This window comes from Leisingera sp. G5_S3_59_S7 (assembly GCF_054968485.1).
Window position 1 is genome coordinate 1 of record NZ_JBQKUH010000010.1, and the last position, 16,503, is coordinate 16,503.

Here is a 16,503-nt window from a genome sequence, read left to right on the forward strand (position 1 = left end):
CCGTTGCGCTGTGGGACGTGCCTTAGCGGGATCTGCCGCTGGTGGCGAACAGACTGGAAGACAGCTTCTGGCCGGTTGTCATTGCGCCCAGGATGACGGTTGTCTTGCCCCCTGCGCTGTCATGGATCACCCACTTGCGCAGCTCCACCGGATCACCGGTGAACATCATCTCGATACTGCCGTAATCCGGATGCTCCGGATCCTGCGCCCGCACGATGGTCGAGGTTCCGTCAAAGCTGTGCCCCACCACCATGTTGGCGCGACCCAGATCCACCCGGCGGTCGAGGATAATCGACAGCGGCGTCCGTTTCAGCGGATAGGTCTCTGGCGGCTGGTTCGACTTGGGGTCGTGAATCACCACCGCCCCGCCGCCGGCCACCACCGTGCCGCCGCCCTTGCCGTCATACTCAAACCGCATCCGCCCCGGCCGGTGCATATACAGCTTACCGGTCGACAGGCTGCCATCATCGTTGATTTGGGTGAAGGGTGAAGACGCTGTGGAGATCCCGTTCAGATAACTGGAAATCTCGTTCAGGCTCAATTTCTCTGCCGCCCAGGACGCCGGCGCGGCGAGGGTCAGCGCAATGGCAAGTGCAATCCGTTTCATGAGTCCAACATAGGTGCGGCATTGCAGATGTGAAGATGCCGGACCCGCGAGGATCCGGCATCGGCAGAATTTTGTCAGCTCACTGTTCGGGAACCAGAATTTCCCGCTTGCCAACGTGGTTGGCGGCAGAGACGACGCCCTCTTCTTCCATCTGCTCCACCAGACGGGCCGCTTTGTTGTACCCGATCGCCAGCTTGCGCTGGATGTAGGAGGTGGAGCACTTGCGGTCCTTGATCACGATGGCAACAGCCTGATCATAGAGCGCATCCTCGCCATTGGTGTTGCCGCCGGTGTTCAGCCCCAGAACCGCGTCGATATTATCGGCCTTGTCGTCGTCGGGGCCGTCCAGCACGCTGCCGACGTAATCCGGCGGGCCGAATTGCTTGAGGTGGTTTACCACCTCCTCAACCTCTTCATCCGAACAGAACGGGCCGTGGCAGCGGGTGATCTTGGCGCCGCCTGCCATATAAAGCATGTCGCCCATGCCCAAGAGCTGCTCAGCGCCCATCTCGCCCAGAATGGTGCGGCTGTCGACCTTGGAGGTCACCTGGAAGGAAATCCGGGTCGGGAAGTTTGCCTTGATGGTGCCGGTGATCACATCGACCGAGGGACGCTGGGTGGCCATGATCAGGTGGATGCCGGAGGCCCGCGCCATTTGCGCAAGGCGCTGGATACACGCCTCGATCTCCTTGCCCGCGACCATCATCAGGTCGGCCATCTCGTCAACGATCACGACGATATAAGGCAGTGCCTTGGGTTCGAACTCTTCAGTCTCGAACACCGGCTCGCCGGTGTCGTCATCAAATCCGGTCTGCACCGTGCGCGAGAACATTTCGCCCTTGGCCAGCGCATCCTTCACCCGGCCGTTGTAGCCCGCGATGTTGCGCACGCCCATCTTGGACATCTTGCGGTAGCGGTCTTCCATCTCGCCGACGACCCACTTCAGGGCCACAACCGCCTTTTTCGGGTCGGTCACAACAGGGGACAGCAGATGCGGGATGCCGTCATAGACCGACAGTTCCAGCATCTTGGGGTCGATCATGATCAGGCGGCATTCATCCGGGGTCAGCTTGTACAGCAGCGACAGGATCATGGTGTTGATCGCCACCGACTTACCGGAGCCGGTGGTGCCCGCGATCAGCAGGTGCGGCATCTTTGCCAGGTTCGCGACCATGGCGTCGCCGCCGATATCCTTGCCCAGCGCCAGCGGCAGCGCGTGGTTGCCGTCGCCGAAGTCGCGGGAGGACAGGATTTCGCGCAGCACCACCTTCTCACGGTTCTCGTTCGGCAGTTCGATGCCGATCACGGTGCGGCCGGGCACGGTGGACACCCGCGCCGACAGCGCCGACATGGAGCGCGCGATGTCATCCGCCAGGCCGATCACACGCGAGGCCTTGAGGCCCGGCGCCGGCTCCAGCTCATACATGGTCACCACAGGGCCGGGACGGACCGAGACGATCTCGCCCTTGACGCCATAGTCGTCCAGCACCGTTTCCAGCATCCGGGCGTTTTCTTCCAGCGCTTCATCGCTGAGGTGGTGGCGCTCGATGCTTGCCGGGTTGGTCAGCAGGCTGAGCGGCGGCAGCTCGAAATCGCTGCTGCTGTCGTCAAAGGCCAGATTTGGCTGGGCCTCGGCCTTGGCGCGCGCCGACGGCTGCACAGTCTTGCGCACCGGCTTTTCAACAACTGCCTTGCGCGGCTCTGCCACCGGCAGGTCAACGGTCAGGCGCGGCCCTGCCTTGGTTTTTTCCGGGGCGGGCGAAGCCGGCGCGGCGGACAGCGGAAGCGCTTCGGAGGGCACGTGGTCCGGGGTCAGCGTATCGGGACCGGGAGCATCGCCGCCGGAGTCGGGATCTTCGTGCCGCTCTGCAACTGGCGCTTCAACTGGCGCTTCGGGGATCGCAGCCTCCTCCGCAGGCGCCTGCCAGACCAGGGGCGGCTCGTCCGGAAGCGGCGGCACCGGGTTCAGCGCTGCGGTCAGCGGCGGCTCGGGCGGCAGCCCGCCCTGGGCGGCTGCCGGATTGAAGATCAGCGGCGCAGGGCGCTGACCGCGGCCTTTGGTCAGCGGCAGGTTCGGATCCTGTTCCGGCGGCACATCAGCGGCACGGCGGATGCGGACGGCATTGGCGATTTTCTGGGAAATCCGGTCCTCGCCGGCCTCTCCCTCTGGCAAAGTTTCAGCGTCATCCGCTGCCTGCATCTCTGCCGCATGGGCGTGTTCTGCCGCCGGCGCAGGCGCGGCGCGGCGGATCAGCCCCGGCATTCGGGACAGCAGCCCACCCTTGGCCGGCGCTGCCGGCTCTGCCCGGGCAGCCTCATCCATATAATCGCCATAGGGCTCTTCGGGATAGTCCTCGAACATCTCCGGGCCTTGGTCTTCGCTTGCATAGGCGGCAGCCTCATCGGCTTCTGGTGCCCGTCCGGCCCGCTCCTTGCGGTAGGTCATCGCGGCCTGCAGCCCGCTGGAGGCGCCGCGGCCCAGCAGAGCGGCAACCGCGCCATAGCCCAGGATCAGCCCGACCATGACCTTGTGCAGGCCTTTCTTCACCTCCAGCCAGGTAAAGCCCAGCACGGCGCAGCCCAGCGCCAGCATCCCTGCCGCACTCAGCAGCGACATGATCTTGACCATGAAATGCAGGCTGACCGGCAGCAGCGCCAAGAGCGCGCCCAGGAAGGTGTAGCCCACCATGCCGCCCAGGCCGAAATCATAGTTCTGCTGCCAAGTAGAGCTGGCATTCAGGGTTTCCATATGCAGCGCCACGATCAGCAGCCAAGGCACCGACAGCAGCAGCGGCCAGACCACCCGGTCCTCGCCCCGGTGCAGCACAAACCGCAGGCCCCAAGCCGACAGGAACAGCGGCAGCGCCCAGCTGGCCTTGCCGAACAAGGTGATCAGGATGAAGGAGACAGAAGCGCCCGGGCGGCCCAGCCAGTTCTGCACCGGCGCGTCAGTGGAAACGGTCCAGTTCGGATCCTCCGGCGTGTAGGAGCCAAGCATGGCCGCAACCATCAGCCCCACCAGAATCAGGGCGATCCCGATCAGTTCCTTGCCGCGCTTTTCAATGGCCGCCTGCATATTGCTGTCGAGCAGCGGATCGCGGCTGCGGGTTTGAAATGCCATGCCTACCTCAGTTCCGTTTCCTTTGCCCGTGCCCCGCTGTTCACCGCGGGGTCACGCGCCTGTCCGTTTTTTGGTCTTGGCTGTGCGGCCCCCAGCCAGGCGCCGCGCAGCAGAATTCAGTAAAGACAGCCGCGCAGCGTGCTCAGCGCCTTGCGGGTGTCCTCGGCGGGGGCGACAAGCGCCACCCTGATGTAGCTCTCGCCCGGGTTCTGCCCAGGTTCGCCCTGCGCCAGATAAGCGCCGGGCAGCACCCGCACGCCGGTTTCCGTCCACAGCTTCAGCGCGGCCTGCTCGCCATTCTCCACCGGAAGCCACAGGAAGAAGCCCGCTTCGGGCGCCATATATCCGTCGAGGCCGTCAAAGACCTCATCGGCGATCTTGTATTTTTCCTGATAAAGCGCACGGTTCTCCGCCACATGCGCCTCATCCGCCCAGACCCTGGCGGCGGCAGCCTGCAAGGGACCCGGCAGCGGAGCCCCGGAATAGGCGCGCAGCTGCTTGACGCGTTTGATGGTTTCCGGCCCGCCCGCAATCAGGCCAGAGCGCAGGCCCGGCAGGTTCGACCGCTTGGACAGCGAGTTGAACAGCACCACGCGTTCAGGATCGGCGCCCAGTTCCTTTGCCACGGTCAGCGCCCCCACGGGCGCCTCATCGCGGTAGATCTCGGAATAGCATTCATCTGCGAAGATGCGGAAATCGTATTTCTCGGCCAGCTGGATCAGCCGGGTCCAGTAGTCGCGCGAAGCCACAGCGCCCTGCGGGTTGGCAGGGGAACAGATATAGGCGACGGCAGTACGGTTCAGCACGTCCTCCGGCAGGTTTTCATAGTCCGGCAGATGACCGGTGGCTGCCGTCGCGGGGACAAACACAGGCTCTGCGCCGACCGAAATCGTCGCGACCATGTAGACCTGGTAAAACGGGTTCGGGATGAGCACTGCCGGCTTCTGGCCGTTCTTCTGCTCCGGGCACAGTGCCATGGCGGCGTTATACAACCCCTCGCGGGTGCCGTTCAGCGCCATGATCTGCGTCTCCGGATCCGCGCTCACGCCGTAACGGCGGCTGATCCAATCCGAAATGGCACCGCGCAGTTCCGGCGTGCCGTCGTTGTTCGGGTACTGGTTAAACCCGGCGGCGTTTTCCGCGATGACATCGGTGACCCAGGCCGGAAAAGCATGTTTCGGCTCGCCAATGGTCATATGCACCACATCCCCGCCGGGGGTGTGATGGTCCAAAAGCGCCCGCAGGCGCGGAAACGCATAGGCTGGCAGGTTCGAAAACCGCTCAGGAAAATCCATATCTTATGCCTCAGTCACGGGATCATTGGCGCCCCGTTTGCGCCTCAGGTTACAGATGGCGGGCGGGTGCGTCCACCCGGTGAGTGTCCCGCTGGGCCGAATGTGGCTTTCAGGCCAAGGCGGCCTCAATCGCAGAACCGGTGCGCAGCAGCGACTCTTCGCAGTCCGGCTGGCCCAGCACCTGCAAGCCGCAGCTGGGCGTGCCGGTGGGCAGCGACAGCGCGCAAACGCCCATCAGGTTTCCGACCCGCGTATTGCGCAGGGCCAGCAGATTGGACTGCACGTAATAGTCGTGGTCGCTTTGCAGACGTTCCAGGTTCGGCGGCAGGTTCGGCGAAACCGGGCTGAGCACCGCATCAAAGCCGGCCACAGCCTGATCCCAGGCCATCCGGCAGCGTTCCAGCTTGGCCCAGGCCGCAACATAATCCGGGCCGCTGAACTGCGCACCGGTGCGGAAACGCTCCAGGATTTCCGGATACATCAGCTGCGGCGATACCTCGATCACGTCTTTCCACAGGCCATAGGCTTCGGTGGTGTAGAGAATCGGGCTGAGGCCCATCGCCTCTTCCAGCTCCGGCACCTCCAGCGGCACGATCTGCGCCCCAGCCTCCTTCAGCTTCTCCAGCGTTTCCTGGTAGGCCGCCGCAATTTTCGGGTCCAGATCATCGTGCACGATGTTCTGCAGATCGGCAAAACGGCGCCCTTTCAAACCAGCGGGATGGCGCAGGTCAGGACCCGCGGTACCTTCCAGCACGCCTAGCAGCAGCCCCGCATCCTCCACCGAGCGGGCCAGCGGGCCAATGGTGTCGAATTTCAGGCACAGCGGCACCACGCCCTCCAGCGTGATCCGGCCCGATGTGGTCTTGAGCCCCACCAGGTCGTTCCAGGCAGAGGGGATGCGCACCGAGCCGCCCGTATCAGAGCCGATACCAGCCGCCGCCAGGCCAAAGGCCACTGATGCCGCGGCACCGGAGGACGACCCGCCCGGCGCCGCCGCCTGGTCATTCACGCAGGGCGGCGTTTGCTTGACCGGGTTGAAGCCCAGACCGGAAAAGGCCAGCTCGCTCATGTGGGTTTTGCCCAGGCAGACCGTGCCCATCAGGGTTGCGTTGCGCAGAACAGCCGCATCCTGATCCGGCACCCGGCCTTTCAGCAGGTCAGAGCCGGATTCGGTCGCCGTGCCAGCGCTGTCGAACAGGTCTTTCCAGCTGACCGGCACCCCGTCCAGCAGCGAGCGGCGCAGTCCCAGATCAGCACGCTTCTGCGACGCTTCGGCCTCGGCGATGGCGCGATCATGGGTCACCTGCGTGTAAATCCGGTCTTTCAGCGGATCGGCTTCGATCGCCTCCAGATAGCAGCGGGTCAGCGCCACCGGGCCGATTTCACCCGCCTCAATCCCGCGTCCCAGATCGGCGGCCGTCATCGTCAGCCAGTCTTGCATAGGCCCGTCTCCCCATAAGCAGTTGCGGGTGACGGTAGCGGCAGCAGGACGCAGGCACAATCCCGCGCTTCCTGCATGGACAATCCCGCCAGCAGGCGCATATTGCGGGGCATGAAAAATGCGTCCGATATCCTGATCGTAGGCGGCGGGCTGAACGGTCCCGCACTGGCCTTGGCCCTGGCACAGACCGGCCACAGCGTCACCGTGGTCGACTCGCTGACCCCTGACAAACTGGCCGATGAGGGGTTCGACGGCCGCGGCTATGCGCTGGCGCTTGCCTCGCAGCGGCTGCTGCAGCAGACCGGTGTCTGGCAGCATGTCGGGGACAATGCGCAGCCGATGCTGGAGATCAAGGTGACGGACGGGCACGCAGGCCACGGGCCCTCGCCGTTCTTTATCCACTTCGACCATGCCGAGCTGGAAGAAGGCCCGATGGGATACATGGTCGAGGACCGCTTCCTGCGCCGCGCCTTCCTGGAGGTGATGGAAGATGCTCCTGGCATTACCCTGGTGTCGGGACGGACCGTGACCGCACAGGCTCCGGACCAGACCGGCGTGACCGTCACGCTGGATGACGGCGGAGAGCTGCGCGGCCAGGTTCTGGTCGGTTCCGACGGGCGCCGCAGCGGCACCGCCCAGCGGGCCGGCATCAAACGCACCGGCTGGGACTACGGCCAGACCGCGCTGGTCTGCGCCATCGACCACGAAAAACCGCACCACGGCATCGCACACCAGTTCTTCATGCCGCCCGGGCCGCTGGCGATCCTGCCGCTGCCGGGCAACCGGTCGTCAATTGTGTGGAGCGAGCGGACCGAAACCGCCAAGGCCATCCACGCACTGGGCGATGCGGAGTACATCCAAGCGCTGCGTCCGCGGTTCGGCGATTTCCTGGGAGAGATTTCCCTGGCCGGCAAGCGCTTTACTTACCCTCTGAACCTGACCATCGCCAACAGCTTTATCGGTGACCGCCTGGCCCTGGTCGGTGACGCCGCGCATGGTATGCACCCGATTGCCGGTCAGGGCCTGAACGCCGGCCTGCGCGATGTCGGAGCGCTGGCCGAGGTGATCACCGAGGCCACCCGGCGGGGCGAAGATATCGGCTCGCCGCTGGTGATGGAGCGCTATCAGCAATGGCGCCGGTTCGACACTGCCTCGCTGGCGGCAGCGACGGACGTGTTCAACCGGTTGTTTTCAAATGATAACCCGCTTCTGCGGCTGGGCCGGGACATCGGCATGGGCGTGGCCGGCACGATCCCCGGGCTGCGCCGCAATTTCGTGCGCGAGGCGGCCGGGCTGACCGGCGACCTGCCCCGGCTGCTGAAAGGCCGGGCGATCTAGGTCGCGTCGCGCAGAAGGTAACGGCGGGGGTGCTCCCGCCTGCTCCGGAACATCCCGCGGGGGTGCCCCTGCACAGTTGGGCGTGGCACCGCGCTGGCGCGCACTGCTGCGGCGCGGACAGGCTCCGGCGTTCCGGCTATTGACTGGACTTCGCCGCCGCGGGGCACTGCCTTCCAGTATTCCCGAAACGCTGCGCGGGCAGAACAACCGCGCCGCGCCTCAGCGCGGCGCCGGGCCCAAGCCTTGCAAGGGCCGCCGGTGCAGCCGGCGCACTTCAAAGGCGCGGGAGCCCTCCGGTTGCGGCTGTCAGGACCGTTCCAAGCTGAGACCGGCCTCAGTCCAGCTCGCGTGCCTCATCCACCAGCATCACTGGAATACCGTTGCGGATCGGGAAGGCAAGATTGGCCGCGCGCGAGATCAGCTCCTGTGCCTGGGCATCGTAGTCCAGCACCGTCTGGGTCAGCGGGCAGACCAGCGCTTCCAGCATCCGCCGGTCAAAGGCAGGCGCCTGTGGTTCGGTCATTGCAGGGTTTCCTCCTGAGAGCCGCCGCGCAGGGCGAATTCAATCAAAGTGACAAGCGTTTCCCGCCTTGTCGCAAGGCAAGGCGCCTCGAGCAAGGCCTGTTTGTCCTCAGGGTCGAACTCCAGGAGCATCGCCAGGGAATTGATCAGCAGCTCGTCCTCAGCCTCTTTCAGGGCCTCCCAGTCCGTCGACAGGCTGCGCGCCATAAAGAACCGCTCCAGCAGATTCAGAAATGAAGGGCGGTCCAGCGTCTCATCCGCCTCCGACCGGCCCAGGTCCCGTTCAAAGCCCGCCCAGCTGACATCGCAGCGCCGGTACGGGGAAAACCCGCTGGACTCGCGGGTGACGCGGAATCGGGACACGCCTGACAGCGTGACCAGATACCGCCCGTCCTCGGTCTCGGAAAACTGGGTGACCCGCCCGGCGCAGCCGATCGCATGCAGATCCTCATCTTGCCCGTTCGGGCCCGGGCAAGGCTGCACCATGCCGATCAGCCGCTGCCGCGTTTTCAGCGTGTCTTCAAGCATTTGCAGATACCGCGGCTCAAAGATGTGCAGCGGCAGGCGCGAGCGGGGCAGCAAAAGCGCCCCGGGCAAGGGAAACACGGCAATCGTGTCCGGCAGATCAGCAGGCTGGATCATAGGACAGAGTGTAGTGCTGCCCCGATCTTAGGCAAATATCATTGAGCTCAGTTTGCGCCGGCCGTTCAGAACCACCGGGTCGTTCGGCTTGAGCGCGTCGAAGATGGTGAAGAGCTGCGTCTTGGCGGCACCGTCATTCCACTCCCGGTCGCGGCGGAACAGCTCCAGCAGCTCGTCGACGGCAGCCCCGGTGTCACCCGATGCATGCAGGGCCTGCGCCAGGTCGAAGCGGGCCTGATGATCCCCGGGGTTTGCGTCCACAGCGGCCCGAAGCTCAGCCACCGGGCCGGCATTTTCCGCCTGCCGCGCGAGTTCGATTTGCGCAAAAGCTGCTTCGATTTCCGCGGCTTCGGCGATTTCCGCCGGCGCGCCGTTCAGAACCGCTTCGGCCTGATCCAACTCGCCCAGCGCAATATGAGCCCGCGCCAGACCGCCATAAGCCGCAGCATTCTTGTCATCCTCGCCCAGGATAGCGGCAAAGGTCTGGGCCGCATCCGCAACCGCGCCTTCGGCCAGCATCTGCTCCGCGGCTTCCAGCGCTTCGCCAAGCCCGCCGTCCGCGGTGCCGCCCGCGGCCTCGATCACCTTCTTCAGGAAGGCGTCGATTTCCGACGCCGGCAGGGCGCCCTGGAACATGTCGACCGGGCGGCCCTGCACAAAGGCGACAACGGTCGGGATGGATTGCAGCGGCAGCCCCTGCTGCGCCAGCGCCTGGGCCAGGCGCTGGTTTTCGTCCACATTGATCTTGGCCATGGTCACAGCACCCTTGGCCTTGGTGACGGCGGCCTCCAGCATCGGGCCCAGGGTCTTGCAGGGGCCGCACCAGGGCGCCCAGAAATCCACGATCACCGGAGCTTGCATCGACGCCTCGACAACGTCCTGCATGAAGGTTGCTTCGGTCACGTCCTTGATCAGATCGCCCGCCGGTGCGGCGCTGCCAATAATATCGCTCATCAGTTTGTTCTCCGCTTGGAACTTCCCCCCTATATGGAATCCTGTGCGCCGGAAACCAAGAGAGGAGTTTGCCCATGGCCCGGCCGCGGTTTGGCCTTTTTGCCGCGCCGGAACGGCTGATGCGCGCGGACGAGGCCGCCTGGGACCGGCACGCCAATCCTTGGAGCGTTTACAGCCGCATGGCAGGCGCTGCCGCTGATGAGCCTGCCCGTCCGGCTCCGGTTCCGGCTGCGCTGACCGGGTGCTCTCCCGCCCCCGCTGGCGGGCCCTGGCTGCGCCAGCCCCCTGGCGGCGTTGGGCCGCGCGCCGCGCTGTCGCGCGGCGTGCCCGCACTGCGCGCCAGCGCAGTGCCTGGCCCAACTGAGGAGGGCCCTCCCCCGGAGGGCCCGGATCAGGCGGGAGCCCCCCGCCCTCCGTCACAGGTCGAAGGTTGCAAACACCGGCGCATGGTCGCTGGGTTTTTCCCAGCCGCGGGCATCGCGCAGAATCCGGCTGGAATGGCCCGCCCCTGCGATATCCGGCGTCGCCCAGACATGATCCAGCCGCCGCCCCTTGTCCGCGGCGTCCCAATCGCGCGCGCGGTACGACCACCAGCTGTACAGTTTGCCCTCCGGAATATCCCGGCGGGTGATGTCGACCCAGCCGCCGGCCTCTTGGGTATCGGCCAGATGCTCGACCTCTACGGGCGTGTGGCTCACCACTTTCAGCAGCTTCTTGTGATCCCAGACGTCATCCTCCCGCGGCGCAATATTCAGGTCGCCGACGAGAATGGATTTCTCCGGCTTTTCCGCATGGAACCAGTCGCGCATGTCCGTCAGGTAATCCAGCTTCTGGCCGAACTTCTCATTCACGTCCCGGTCCGGCACATCGCCGCCCGCCGGCACATAAAAGTTGTGGATCACTACCCCGTTTTCCAGCCGTCCGGCCACATGGCGGGCATGGCCCAGGCCGGCAAAGTCCTGCTCGCCGATATCCTCGATCGGCAGCCGCGACAGGATCGCAACGCCGTTATAGCCCTTCTGCCCGCGCGCGATCATGTGGCCATAACCAAGCGCCGCAAACCCCTCCACCGGGATCTTCTCCACCGGGCTTTTGCACTCCTGCAGGCACAGCACATCCGGCCCTTCCTCCTGCAAGAGCTTTTGCACGATCGGCTCGCGCAGGCGGACCGAGTTGATGTTCCAGGTGGCAAGGGTAAATGGCATCGCGCGCCTCATCATGAAATCCGGATTCGGGCGCGATACTGCCCGCCCCGGCCAGGAAGGGCCAGAGATGAATTGCGCAAAGGCGCCGCGCGGTCCAGCGCCAAAAAAAGGCCGGGCTCGAGGCCCGGCCAAGTCCAACAGGGAGGTGCATATCGTAACCCGGATATGCGCGGGATCGAATACAGTCTAAAGATGAACTCTACTGTCTTCTTTGATCTGGCTCAACGCCATGCCTCAGGCGACCAGCCGGTATCCGCCTGATTCCGTCACCAGCAGGCGCGCATTGGACGGATCGGGCTCAATTTTCTGCCGCAGCCGGTAGATATGGGTTTCCAGCGTGTGGGTGGTGACACCCGCATTGTAGCCCCAAACCTCATGCAGCAGCACGTCGCGCGGCACCACCCCATCGCTGGAGCGGTACAGAAACTTGAGGATATTGGTCTCTTTCTCGGTCAGCCGGATCTTGCGGTCGTCTTCGGTGATCAGCAGCTTCATCGCGGGCTTGAACGTATACGGCCCCAGCGCAAAGACCGCGTCTTCGGACTGTTCATGCTGGCGCAGCTGAGCACGGATCCGCGCCAGCAGCACCGGGAATTTGAACGGCTTGGAGACATAGTCATTGGCGCCGGCATCCAGCCCAAGGATAGTGTCGGCATCGCTGTCATGGCCGGTCAGCATCAGGATCGGCGCCTTTACCCCCTGCTTGCGCATCAGGCGGCACAGCTCCCGCCCGTCGGTATCCGGCAGGCCGACATCCAGTATGATCAGGTCATAGAGGGCTTCCTTGGCGCGCTCCATCGCGCTTTGACCGTTCTCCGCCTCAAAGACATCGAAGTCCTCGGTCATCACCAGTTGCTCGCTCAAGGCCTCGCGCAGGTCTTCGTCGTCATCAACCAGCAGAATTTTCTTCAGTTGCGCCATCGGCTAACCCTCCTGTTCTTAGAACCACAAATGCGCATCCCTTGCGCCCGCGGCAAGATTTGCTGCAAAACTCTCACGCCGACGTGTCCATGACATGGAAAATGTTTCACATCCGTTGCATTTGGGCGTAAAGACGGCGAGCCTTTGTTACAGAATAACACCGGATACCCCGCATGAGCCTGATGCCCACCATGATCGAATTGCTGGCCCGCGCCCGGGTCGATCTGCGCATGGGCCTGCCGGTGGTGCTCACCTGCGGCGATGAGGCAGCGCTGGCGATTGCTGTCGAATCCCTGACCGAGGCGCGCCTGGCGGACCTGCGGGCGCTGGGGGATCTGTCGCTGGCTCTGACAGCGCGGAGGGCGGATACGCTGAAAGCGCGGGTTTACGACGAGGACACCGCCCGCGTAACCGTCCCGGACACCGAAGGTCTGGACTGGATTCAGGCGCTGGCGGACCCGGCGGACGACCTGAACACGCCGATGAAGGGCCCGCTGTCCAGCCAGCGCGGCGGCAGTGCAAACTTGCACCGGCTGGCAATCGCGCTGGTGAAATCCGCACGTCTGCTGCCGGCCGCGGCGCTGGTGCCGCTCAGCGGTGCAGCCGCCTTTGCGGCGGATCACGGGCTGACCACTATTTCGCGGACTGCCGCAGCTCCGCTGCTCAGCGAAAGCTCGCCCTTGCACCCGGTTGCCGCCGCACGTCTGCCTATGGACGCCGCCGAGGCCGGGCGGTTGCACATCTTCCGGCCCGAAGACGGCGCCGAGGAGCATTATGCCGTCGAAATCGGCCGTCCCGACCGCTCCAGACCGGTGCTGGCGCGGCTGCATTCCGCCTGTTTCACCGGCGATGTGCTGGGCTCGCTCAAATGCGATTGCGGCCCGCAGCTGCGCGGCGCACTGGCGCAGATGGGCGAAGAAGGCGCAGGTGTGCTGCTGTACCTTAATCAGGAGGGCCGCGGCATCGGGCTTGCCAATAAAATGCGCGCTTATTCCTTGCAGGATCAAGGCTTTGACACGGTGGAGGCCAACCACCGCCTGGGCTTCGAGGATGACGAGCGTGATTTCCGCCTGGGGGCGGCCATTTTGCAAAAGATGGGATTTTCCCAGGTGCGGCTGCTGACCAACAACCCGAACAAGATCGCGATGATGGAAAAAACCGGCGTTCATGTCGCGGAACGGGTGGCCCTGAAAGTCGGTGAAAACGCCCACAACCAGCATTATCTGGCCACCAAGGCCCGCAAATCCGGGCACATGCTGTAATGACGCCGGCCGATCTGGTCCTGACCCCGCGCGGTGTGCGTTTCCTGGGCCGGATGCTGCCCTGCTCCATCGGCAAAGGCGGGCTGTCCCGCGCCAAACGCGAAGGCGATGGCGCCACACCCGTTGGCACCCACCGGATTGCGGGCATGCTCTACCGCCCGGACCGCCTCAGCCGCCCTGCCCCCTGGGCACAGCCGATCGGCCCAGGCGATTTGTGGTCGGACGATGCAGGCCACAGCGCCTACAACCATCATGTCCGGGCGCCTTATGCGTTCAGCCACGAAAAGCTGCGCCGTGCCGATCCGCTGTATGACCTGGTCCTGATCACGGATTGGAACTGGCCGGAGGCCGTGCCCGGCAAGGGCTCAGCGATCTTTCTGCACCAGTGGCGGCGTCCGGGGTTCCCCACCGAGGGCTGCATCGCCTTTTCCCGCTCGCACCTGCACTGGCTGGCCGCCCGGACCCAACCGGGCACCCGGCTCATTGTGCCGCCCTTGGGCAGCGCCTGACGCACCCAAGACTTTTCCAAAAAGTCTTGGGTGAAAGTTTTCACAGAACTTTTGCGCCTCAATAGGTTCGGGCGCCGAAAATGGCAGAGCCAACGCGGACATGGGTCGCGCCAAGTGCAATTGCAGTCTCGAAATCGCCGCTCATGCCCATCGACAGCCCCTGCAGGCCATTGCGTTTGGCAATCTTGGCCAGCAGCGCGAAGTGCAGGCTGGGCTCCTCATCCACCGGCGGGATGCACATCAGCCCCTTGACCGGCAGATCCAGCGCGCGGCATTCAGCGATGAAAGCATCCGCATCCGCCGGCATCACGCCCGCCTTCTGCTCCTCTTCGCCGGTGTTCACCTGAATGAACAGGTCAGGGCATTTCCCCAGCTCCTGCGCCAGCCGGGCCAGGGTCTTGGCCAGCTTGGGACGGTCCACCGAGTGAATGCTGTCAAACAGCTCCATCGCCTGGCGGGCTTTGTTGGTCTGCAAGGGGCCGATCAGGTGCAAGTCGATACCGTCGAATCGCTCGGCAAAATCAGGCCATTTGCCTGCGGCCTCCTGCACCTTATTCTCGCCAAAACAGCGATGGCCTTCTTCCAGCACAGCCTCAACCCGCTCGTTCGGCTGCACCTTGGAGACCGCAATCAGCTGCACACTGCCCGGCGCGCGGCCCGCCTTTGCTTCGGCCTTGGCAATCCTGGATTTGATCTCTTCTAGCGGCATGGGTCCGGCCTCATCTTTGTTTGGCCGCAAAAAACACTGTTTGCCTGCAAATGTTAAGAGCCAAAAGAAAAGGGCGGGACCCGAAGGAACCCGCCCCGAAAGTCACGCTAGGCGTGCTTCAGCTTAGAAGCTGAAGTGCAGACCTGCCTGAACGGAGTTTTCGTTGGTGTTGGCTGCGGTGTTCACGTAGCCAGCAACGAAGGTCACGCCGCCGCCCAGGTCGTACTCGTAGTTGATGCCGAAGGCAGTGCCGTCGAGACGGGTCTGGCCAGCGGTCACACCGGTGTCGATGTCGGTGGAGTTCACCCATGCAACAACGGTCGAGGCTGCGCCGATTTCAGCTTCACCAGCCAGGGTCACAGCGTCAGCTTCTTCGGTCTGACCATAGGACAGGGTCGCGCCGAACTGGCCGAAGTCTGCGCCAGCAGCGAAGAACATCAGGTCGTCGCCTGCGCTGACAGCTGCGCCGTTTTTGGTGATCGCACGGCCGTTGTCTTCGGACTGGTATGCACCGGTCACGAAGTAGTCACCGAAGGAGTAGCTCAGCATGATTGCTGCGCGTTCCAGGCCGTTTGCTTCGCCGAGAACGGTACCGCCGTTCGACTGCGAGTAGGAGATGTGGCCGGAGAAACCGCCTGCGGAGTACAGAGCTTCGATGCCGTTGCGGCCAGCGCCTGCGGAAGTGAAGGTATCCCAGTCAAAGCCGTTGCCGATGGCCAGGGAGTTGAAGCCCATGCCGTCGATGCCGGTGCCAACCGAGGTGGTGTTCAGGTACAGGCCCGGTGCGGAGTCGATCGCGCCCCAGATGTTGCCAACGTTCACACGCAGGCCGCCGTAAGCGACGTGGAACTGCGGTGCGGACCATGCAGCGGTGCCCGGTGCACCGTCACGGCTGCGAGCCTGGGCACGGATACGGCCGCCAACGGTGACGCCGCCGTCGGTTTCGGTCGACACGTCAAAGGTCAGACGGAAACGGCTGGTGATGTTGGTTTCGGCGGTGCCAGCAACAGCGCTGTTGGCTTCGTTCCAGTCCAGGCCGAAACGGCCGTAGCCGGAGATTTTGACTTCCGCCGCGGCCATGCCTGCGGTGGCGATCAGCGCGGTAGTCGCGAAGAGAACCTTTTTCATGTTTTTCCCTCGGTTTTCTATTCCTCAGCCCAAACCGGGGAATCCGGCGTGGGTATGCCAAGGGGTTTCGCTCTTTCGGCCCCGTTTTGGCAAGTGTTGGGAAAGTCAGGCGAAACGATGCGGGCCCGGATGGTGCAGCTTTGCCACAGTCTGCCCGCCCCCGGCGCCCGGGGCAGCCGGATAAGCCCCGGCTTACGGCACAAACGCCCGCCAGCGCAGCACTATAGAAGCCAAAGCCCTTGCTCCGCCGGCTTGGCTTGCGTTAGGTGTTCGCGCAGAAAATGGCTCCGGGAGCGGTTATGGAATACGGAAAGACCCTGCGGGTAACTTTGGTTGGTGCGATCTGTCTCAGCCTCGCGGCTTGCGGCGGCAACAGAGGCGGCGACGCGCCTGCCAGCACGGCCCGGACAATCAGCCACAAGGAAGAGGTCCAGGGCGCGGCGACCAAGTCCTCCGTCTTTGACTTCCTGAACGCCAAGCCGGACCAGACCGTTCAGGTGAACCGCTACCTGTGGACTGCAAGCCTGGATGTGCTGTCCTTCCTGCCGGTGCAGTCGGTCGATCCGTTCACCGGTGTGATCGTGACGGGATACGGCACCCCGCCGGGCGGCGGCCGCTCCTACCGGGCGACCATCCACATCAAGGACCCGGCGCTGGACGCGCGTTCGCTGAATGTTGCGCTGCAGTCCAAGGGCGGCCCGGTCAGCGCCGGCACCACCCGGGCGGTCGAAGACGCGATTCTTTCCCGCGCGCGCCAGCTACGCATCGCGGACAAGAAACTCTGACCCGCTGCGCACTGGAATCACCTGCCAAACACCATTATCAGATGCGCCGGGCCCCCTGCCCGGC

At 64.4% G+C, this 16,503-nt stretch carries 15 protein-coding genes; 4 read left to right on the forward strand and 11 right to left on the reverse strand.

The genetic code is table 11. From position 1 onward, the window contains the following. Nucleotides 1-22 precede the first annotated feature (22 nt). The 4 genes from ACTRWG_RS07015 to ACTRWG_RS07030 form a co-directional block, all read right to left on the reverse strand. Nucleotides 23-607: a LolA family protein gene (locus ACTRWG_RS07015; RefSeq protein WP_027236057.1), complete on the reverse strand. Its 585-nt coding sequence runs from the start codon at nt 605-607 to the stop codon at nt 23-25. A 79-nt stretch (nt 608-686) separates the two neighbouring features. Then, nucleotides 687-3,728 (reverse strand): DNA translocase FtsK, encoded by a 3,042-nt coding sequence (locus ACTRWG_RS07020; RefSeq protein WP_027236056.1) that lies wholly within the window; start codon nt 3,726-3,728, stop codon nt 687-689. Between the two features lie 116 nt (nt 3,729-3,844). Continuing rightward, the gene (locus ACTRWG_RS07025) at nt 3,845-5,023 is read right to left on the reverse strand and encodes an aminotransferase class I/II-fold pyridoxal phosphate-dependent enzyme (protein WP_462829158.1); all 1,179 of its coding nucleotides are present in this window, start codon (nt 5,021-5,023) and stop codon (nt 3,845-3,847) included. A 109-nt stretch (nt 5,024-5,132) separates the two neighbouring features. Then, a complete protein-coding gene (locus tag ACTRWG_RS07030) occupies nt 5,133-6,464 on the reverse strand; it encodes an amidase (protein WP_462829159.1) in 1,332 nt (443 codons plus the stop codon). Between the two features lie 111 nt (nt 6,465-6,575). Here ACTRWG_RS07030 and ACTRWG_RS07035 point away from each other — a divergent pair, with 111 nt between their 5' ends. Next, complete coding sequence (locus tag ACTRWG_RS07035) at nt 6,576-7,802, forward strand: FAD-dependent monooxygenase (protein ID WP_462829160.1); 1,227 nt, start codon at nt 6,576-6,578, stop codon at nt 7,800-7,802. Between the two features lie 334 nt (nt 7,803-8,136). Here the strand turns inward: ACTRWG_RS07035 and ACTRWG_RS07040 are convergent, their stop codons facing one another. The 5 genes from ACTRWG_RS07040 to ACTRWG_RS07060 form a co-directional block, all read right to left on the reverse strand. After that, nucleotides 8,137-8,325, reverse strand: coding sequence for a Trm112 family protein (locus tag ACTRWG_RS07040; protein WP_027236052.1), 189 nt, complete (start codon nt 8,323-8,325; stop codon nt 8,137-8,139). Beyond that, nucleotides 8,322-8,966 carry an LON peptidase substrate-binding domain-containing protein gene (locus ACTRWG_RS07045; RefSeq protein WP_027236051.1) on the reverse strand — a complete coding sequence of 215 codons (645 nt, stop codon included), beginning with the start codon at nt 8,964-8,966 and terminating at the stop codon, nt 8,322-8,324. The genes ACTRWG_RS07040 and ACTRWG_RS07045 overlap by 4 nt, the downstream gene beginning before the upstream one ends. A 27-nt stretch (nt 8,967-8,993) precedes the next feature. Continuing rightward, nucleotides 8,994-9,920, reverse strand: a complete 927-nt coding sequence (locus ACTRWG_RS07050) for a thioredoxin family protein (RefSeq protein ID WP_027236050.1) — start codon at nt 9,918-9,920, stop codon at nt 8,994-8,996. Between the two features lie 416 nt (nt 9,921-10,336). Further along, nucleotides 10,337-11,125, reverse strand: a complete 789-nt coding sequence (locus ACTRWG_RS07055) for an exodeoxyribonuclease III (RefSeq protein WP_027236049.1) — start codon at nt 11,123-11,125, stop codon at nt 10,337-10,339. A gap of 234 nt (nt 11,126-11,359) precedes the next feature. Then, on the reverse strand, nt 11,360-12,046 hold the full coding sequence (locus ACTRWG_RS07060; RefSeq protein ID WP_027236048.1) for a response regulator transcription factor: 687 nt from the start codon (nt 12,044-12,046) through the stop codon (nt 11,360-11,362). 173 nt (nt 12,047-12,219) lie between these two features. Here ACTRWG_RS07060 and ribA point away from each other — a divergent pair, with 173 nt between their 5' ends. Next, a complete protein-coding gene (gene ribA / locus ACTRWG_RS07065; RefSeq protein ID WP_027236047.1) occupies nt 12,220-13,308 on the forward strand; it encodes a GTP cyclohydrolase II in 1,089 nt (362 codons plus the stop codon). Continuing rightward, a complete protein-coding gene (locus tag ACTRWG_RS07070) occupies nt 13,308-13,817 on the forward strand; it encodes a L,D-transpeptidase family protein (protein ID WP_027236046.1) in 510 nt (169 codons plus the stop codon). The genes ribA and ACTRWG_RS07070 overlap by 1 nt, the downstream gene beginning before the upstream one ends. 58 nt (nt 13,818-13,875) lie before the next feature. Here the strand turns inward: ACTRWG_RS07070 and ACTRWG_RS07075 are convergent, their stop codons facing one another. Next, nucleotides 13,876-14,526: a YggS family pyridoxal phosphate-dependent enzyme gene (locus ACTRWG_RS07075; protein WP_027236045.1), complete on the reverse strand. Its 651-nt coding sequence runs from the start codon at nt 14,524-14,526 to the stop codon at nt 13,876-13,878. A 123-nt stretch (nt 14,527-14,649) separates the two neighbouring features. After that, nucleotides 14,650-15,654: a porin gene (locus ACTRWG_RS07080; RefSeq protein WP_027236044.1), complete on the reverse strand. Its 1,005-nt coding sequence runs from the start codon at nt 15,652-15,654 to the stop codon at nt 14,650-14,652. A 299-nt stretch (nt 15,655-15,953) separates the two neighbouring features. On the opposite strand from ACTRWG_RS07080, the gene ACTRWG_RS07085 reads away from it, so the two are divergent. Further along, on the forward strand, nt 15,954-16,439 hold the full coding sequence (locus tag ACTRWG_RS07085; RefSeq protein WP_027236043.1) for a DUF3576 domain-containing protein: 486 nt from the start codon (nt 15,954-15,956) through the stop codon (nt 16,437-16,439). The last annotated feature ends 64 nt before the right edge of the window (nt 16,440-16,503 follow it).

What these genes read in the sequence shown, in the direction of transcription:
- ACTRWG_RS07055 (WP_027236049.1), bottom strand. Translation starts at nt 11,125, where the DNA reads ATGCCATTTACCCTTGCCACCTGGAACATCAACTCGGTCCGCCTGCGC.
- ACTRWG_RS07075 (WP_027236045.1), bottom strand. Translation starts at nt 14,526, where the DNA reads ATGCCGCTAGAAGAGATCAAATCCAGGATTGCCAAGGCCGAAGCAAAG.
- ACTRWG_RS07020 (WP_027236056.1), bottom strand. Translation starts at nt 3,728, where the DNA reads ATGGCATTTCAAACCCGCAGCCGCGATCCGCTGCTCGACAGCAATATG.
- ACTRWG_RS07015 (WP_027236057.1), bottom strand. Translation starts at nt 607, where the DNA reads ATGAAACGGATTGCACTTGCCATTGCGCTGACCCTCGCCGCGCCGGCG.
- ribA (WP_027236047.1), top strand. Translation starts at nt 12,220, where the DNA reads ATGAGCCTGATGCCCACCATGATCGAATTGCTGGCCCGCGCCCGGGTC.
- ACTRWG_RS07060 (WP_027236048.1), bottom strand. Translation starts at nt 12,046, where the DNA reads ATGGCGCAACTGAAGAAAATTCTGCTGGTTGATGACGACGAAGACCTG.
- ACTRWG_RS07070 (WP_027236046.1), top strand. Translation starts at nt 13,308, where the DNA reads ATGACGCCGGCCGATCTGGTCCTGACCCCGCGCGGTGTGCGTTTCCTG.
- ACTRWG_RS07080 (WP_027236044.1), bottom strand. Translation starts at nt 15,654, where the DNA reads ATGAAAAAGGTTCTCTTCGCGACTACCGCGCTGATCGCCACCGCAGGC.
- ACTRWG_RS07035 (WP_462829160.1), top strand. Translation starts at nt 6,576, where the DNA reads ATGAAAAATGCGTCCGATATCCTGATCGTAGGCGGCGGGCTGAACGGT.
- ACTRWG_RS07085 (WP_027236043.1), top strand. Translation starts at nt 15,954, where the DNA reads ATGGAATACGGAAAGACCCTGCGGGTAACTTTGGTTGGTGCGATCTGT.
- ACTRWG_RS07025 (WP_462829158.1), bottom strand. Translation starts at nt 5,023, where the DNA reads ATGGATTTTCCTGAGCGGTTTTCGAACCTGCCAGCCTATGCGTTTCCG.
- ACTRWG_RS07045 (WP_027236051.1), bottom strand. Translation starts at nt 8,966, where the DNA reads ATGATCCAGCCTGCTGATCTGCCGGACACGATTGCCGTGTTTCCCTTG.
- ACTRWG_RS07030 (WP_462829159.1), bottom strand. Translation starts at nt 6,464, where the DNA reads ATGCAAGACTGGCTGACGATGACGGCCGCCGATCTGGGACGCGGGATT.
- ACTRWG_RS07040 (WP_027236052.1), bottom strand. Translation starts at nt 8,325, where the DNA reads ATGACCGAACCACAGGCGCCTGCCTTTGACCGGCGGATGCTGGAAGCG.
- ACTRWG_RS07050 (WP_027236050.1), bottom strand. Translation starts at nt 9,920, where the DNA reads ATGAGCGATATTATTGGCAGCGCCGCACCGGCGGGCGATCTGATCAAG.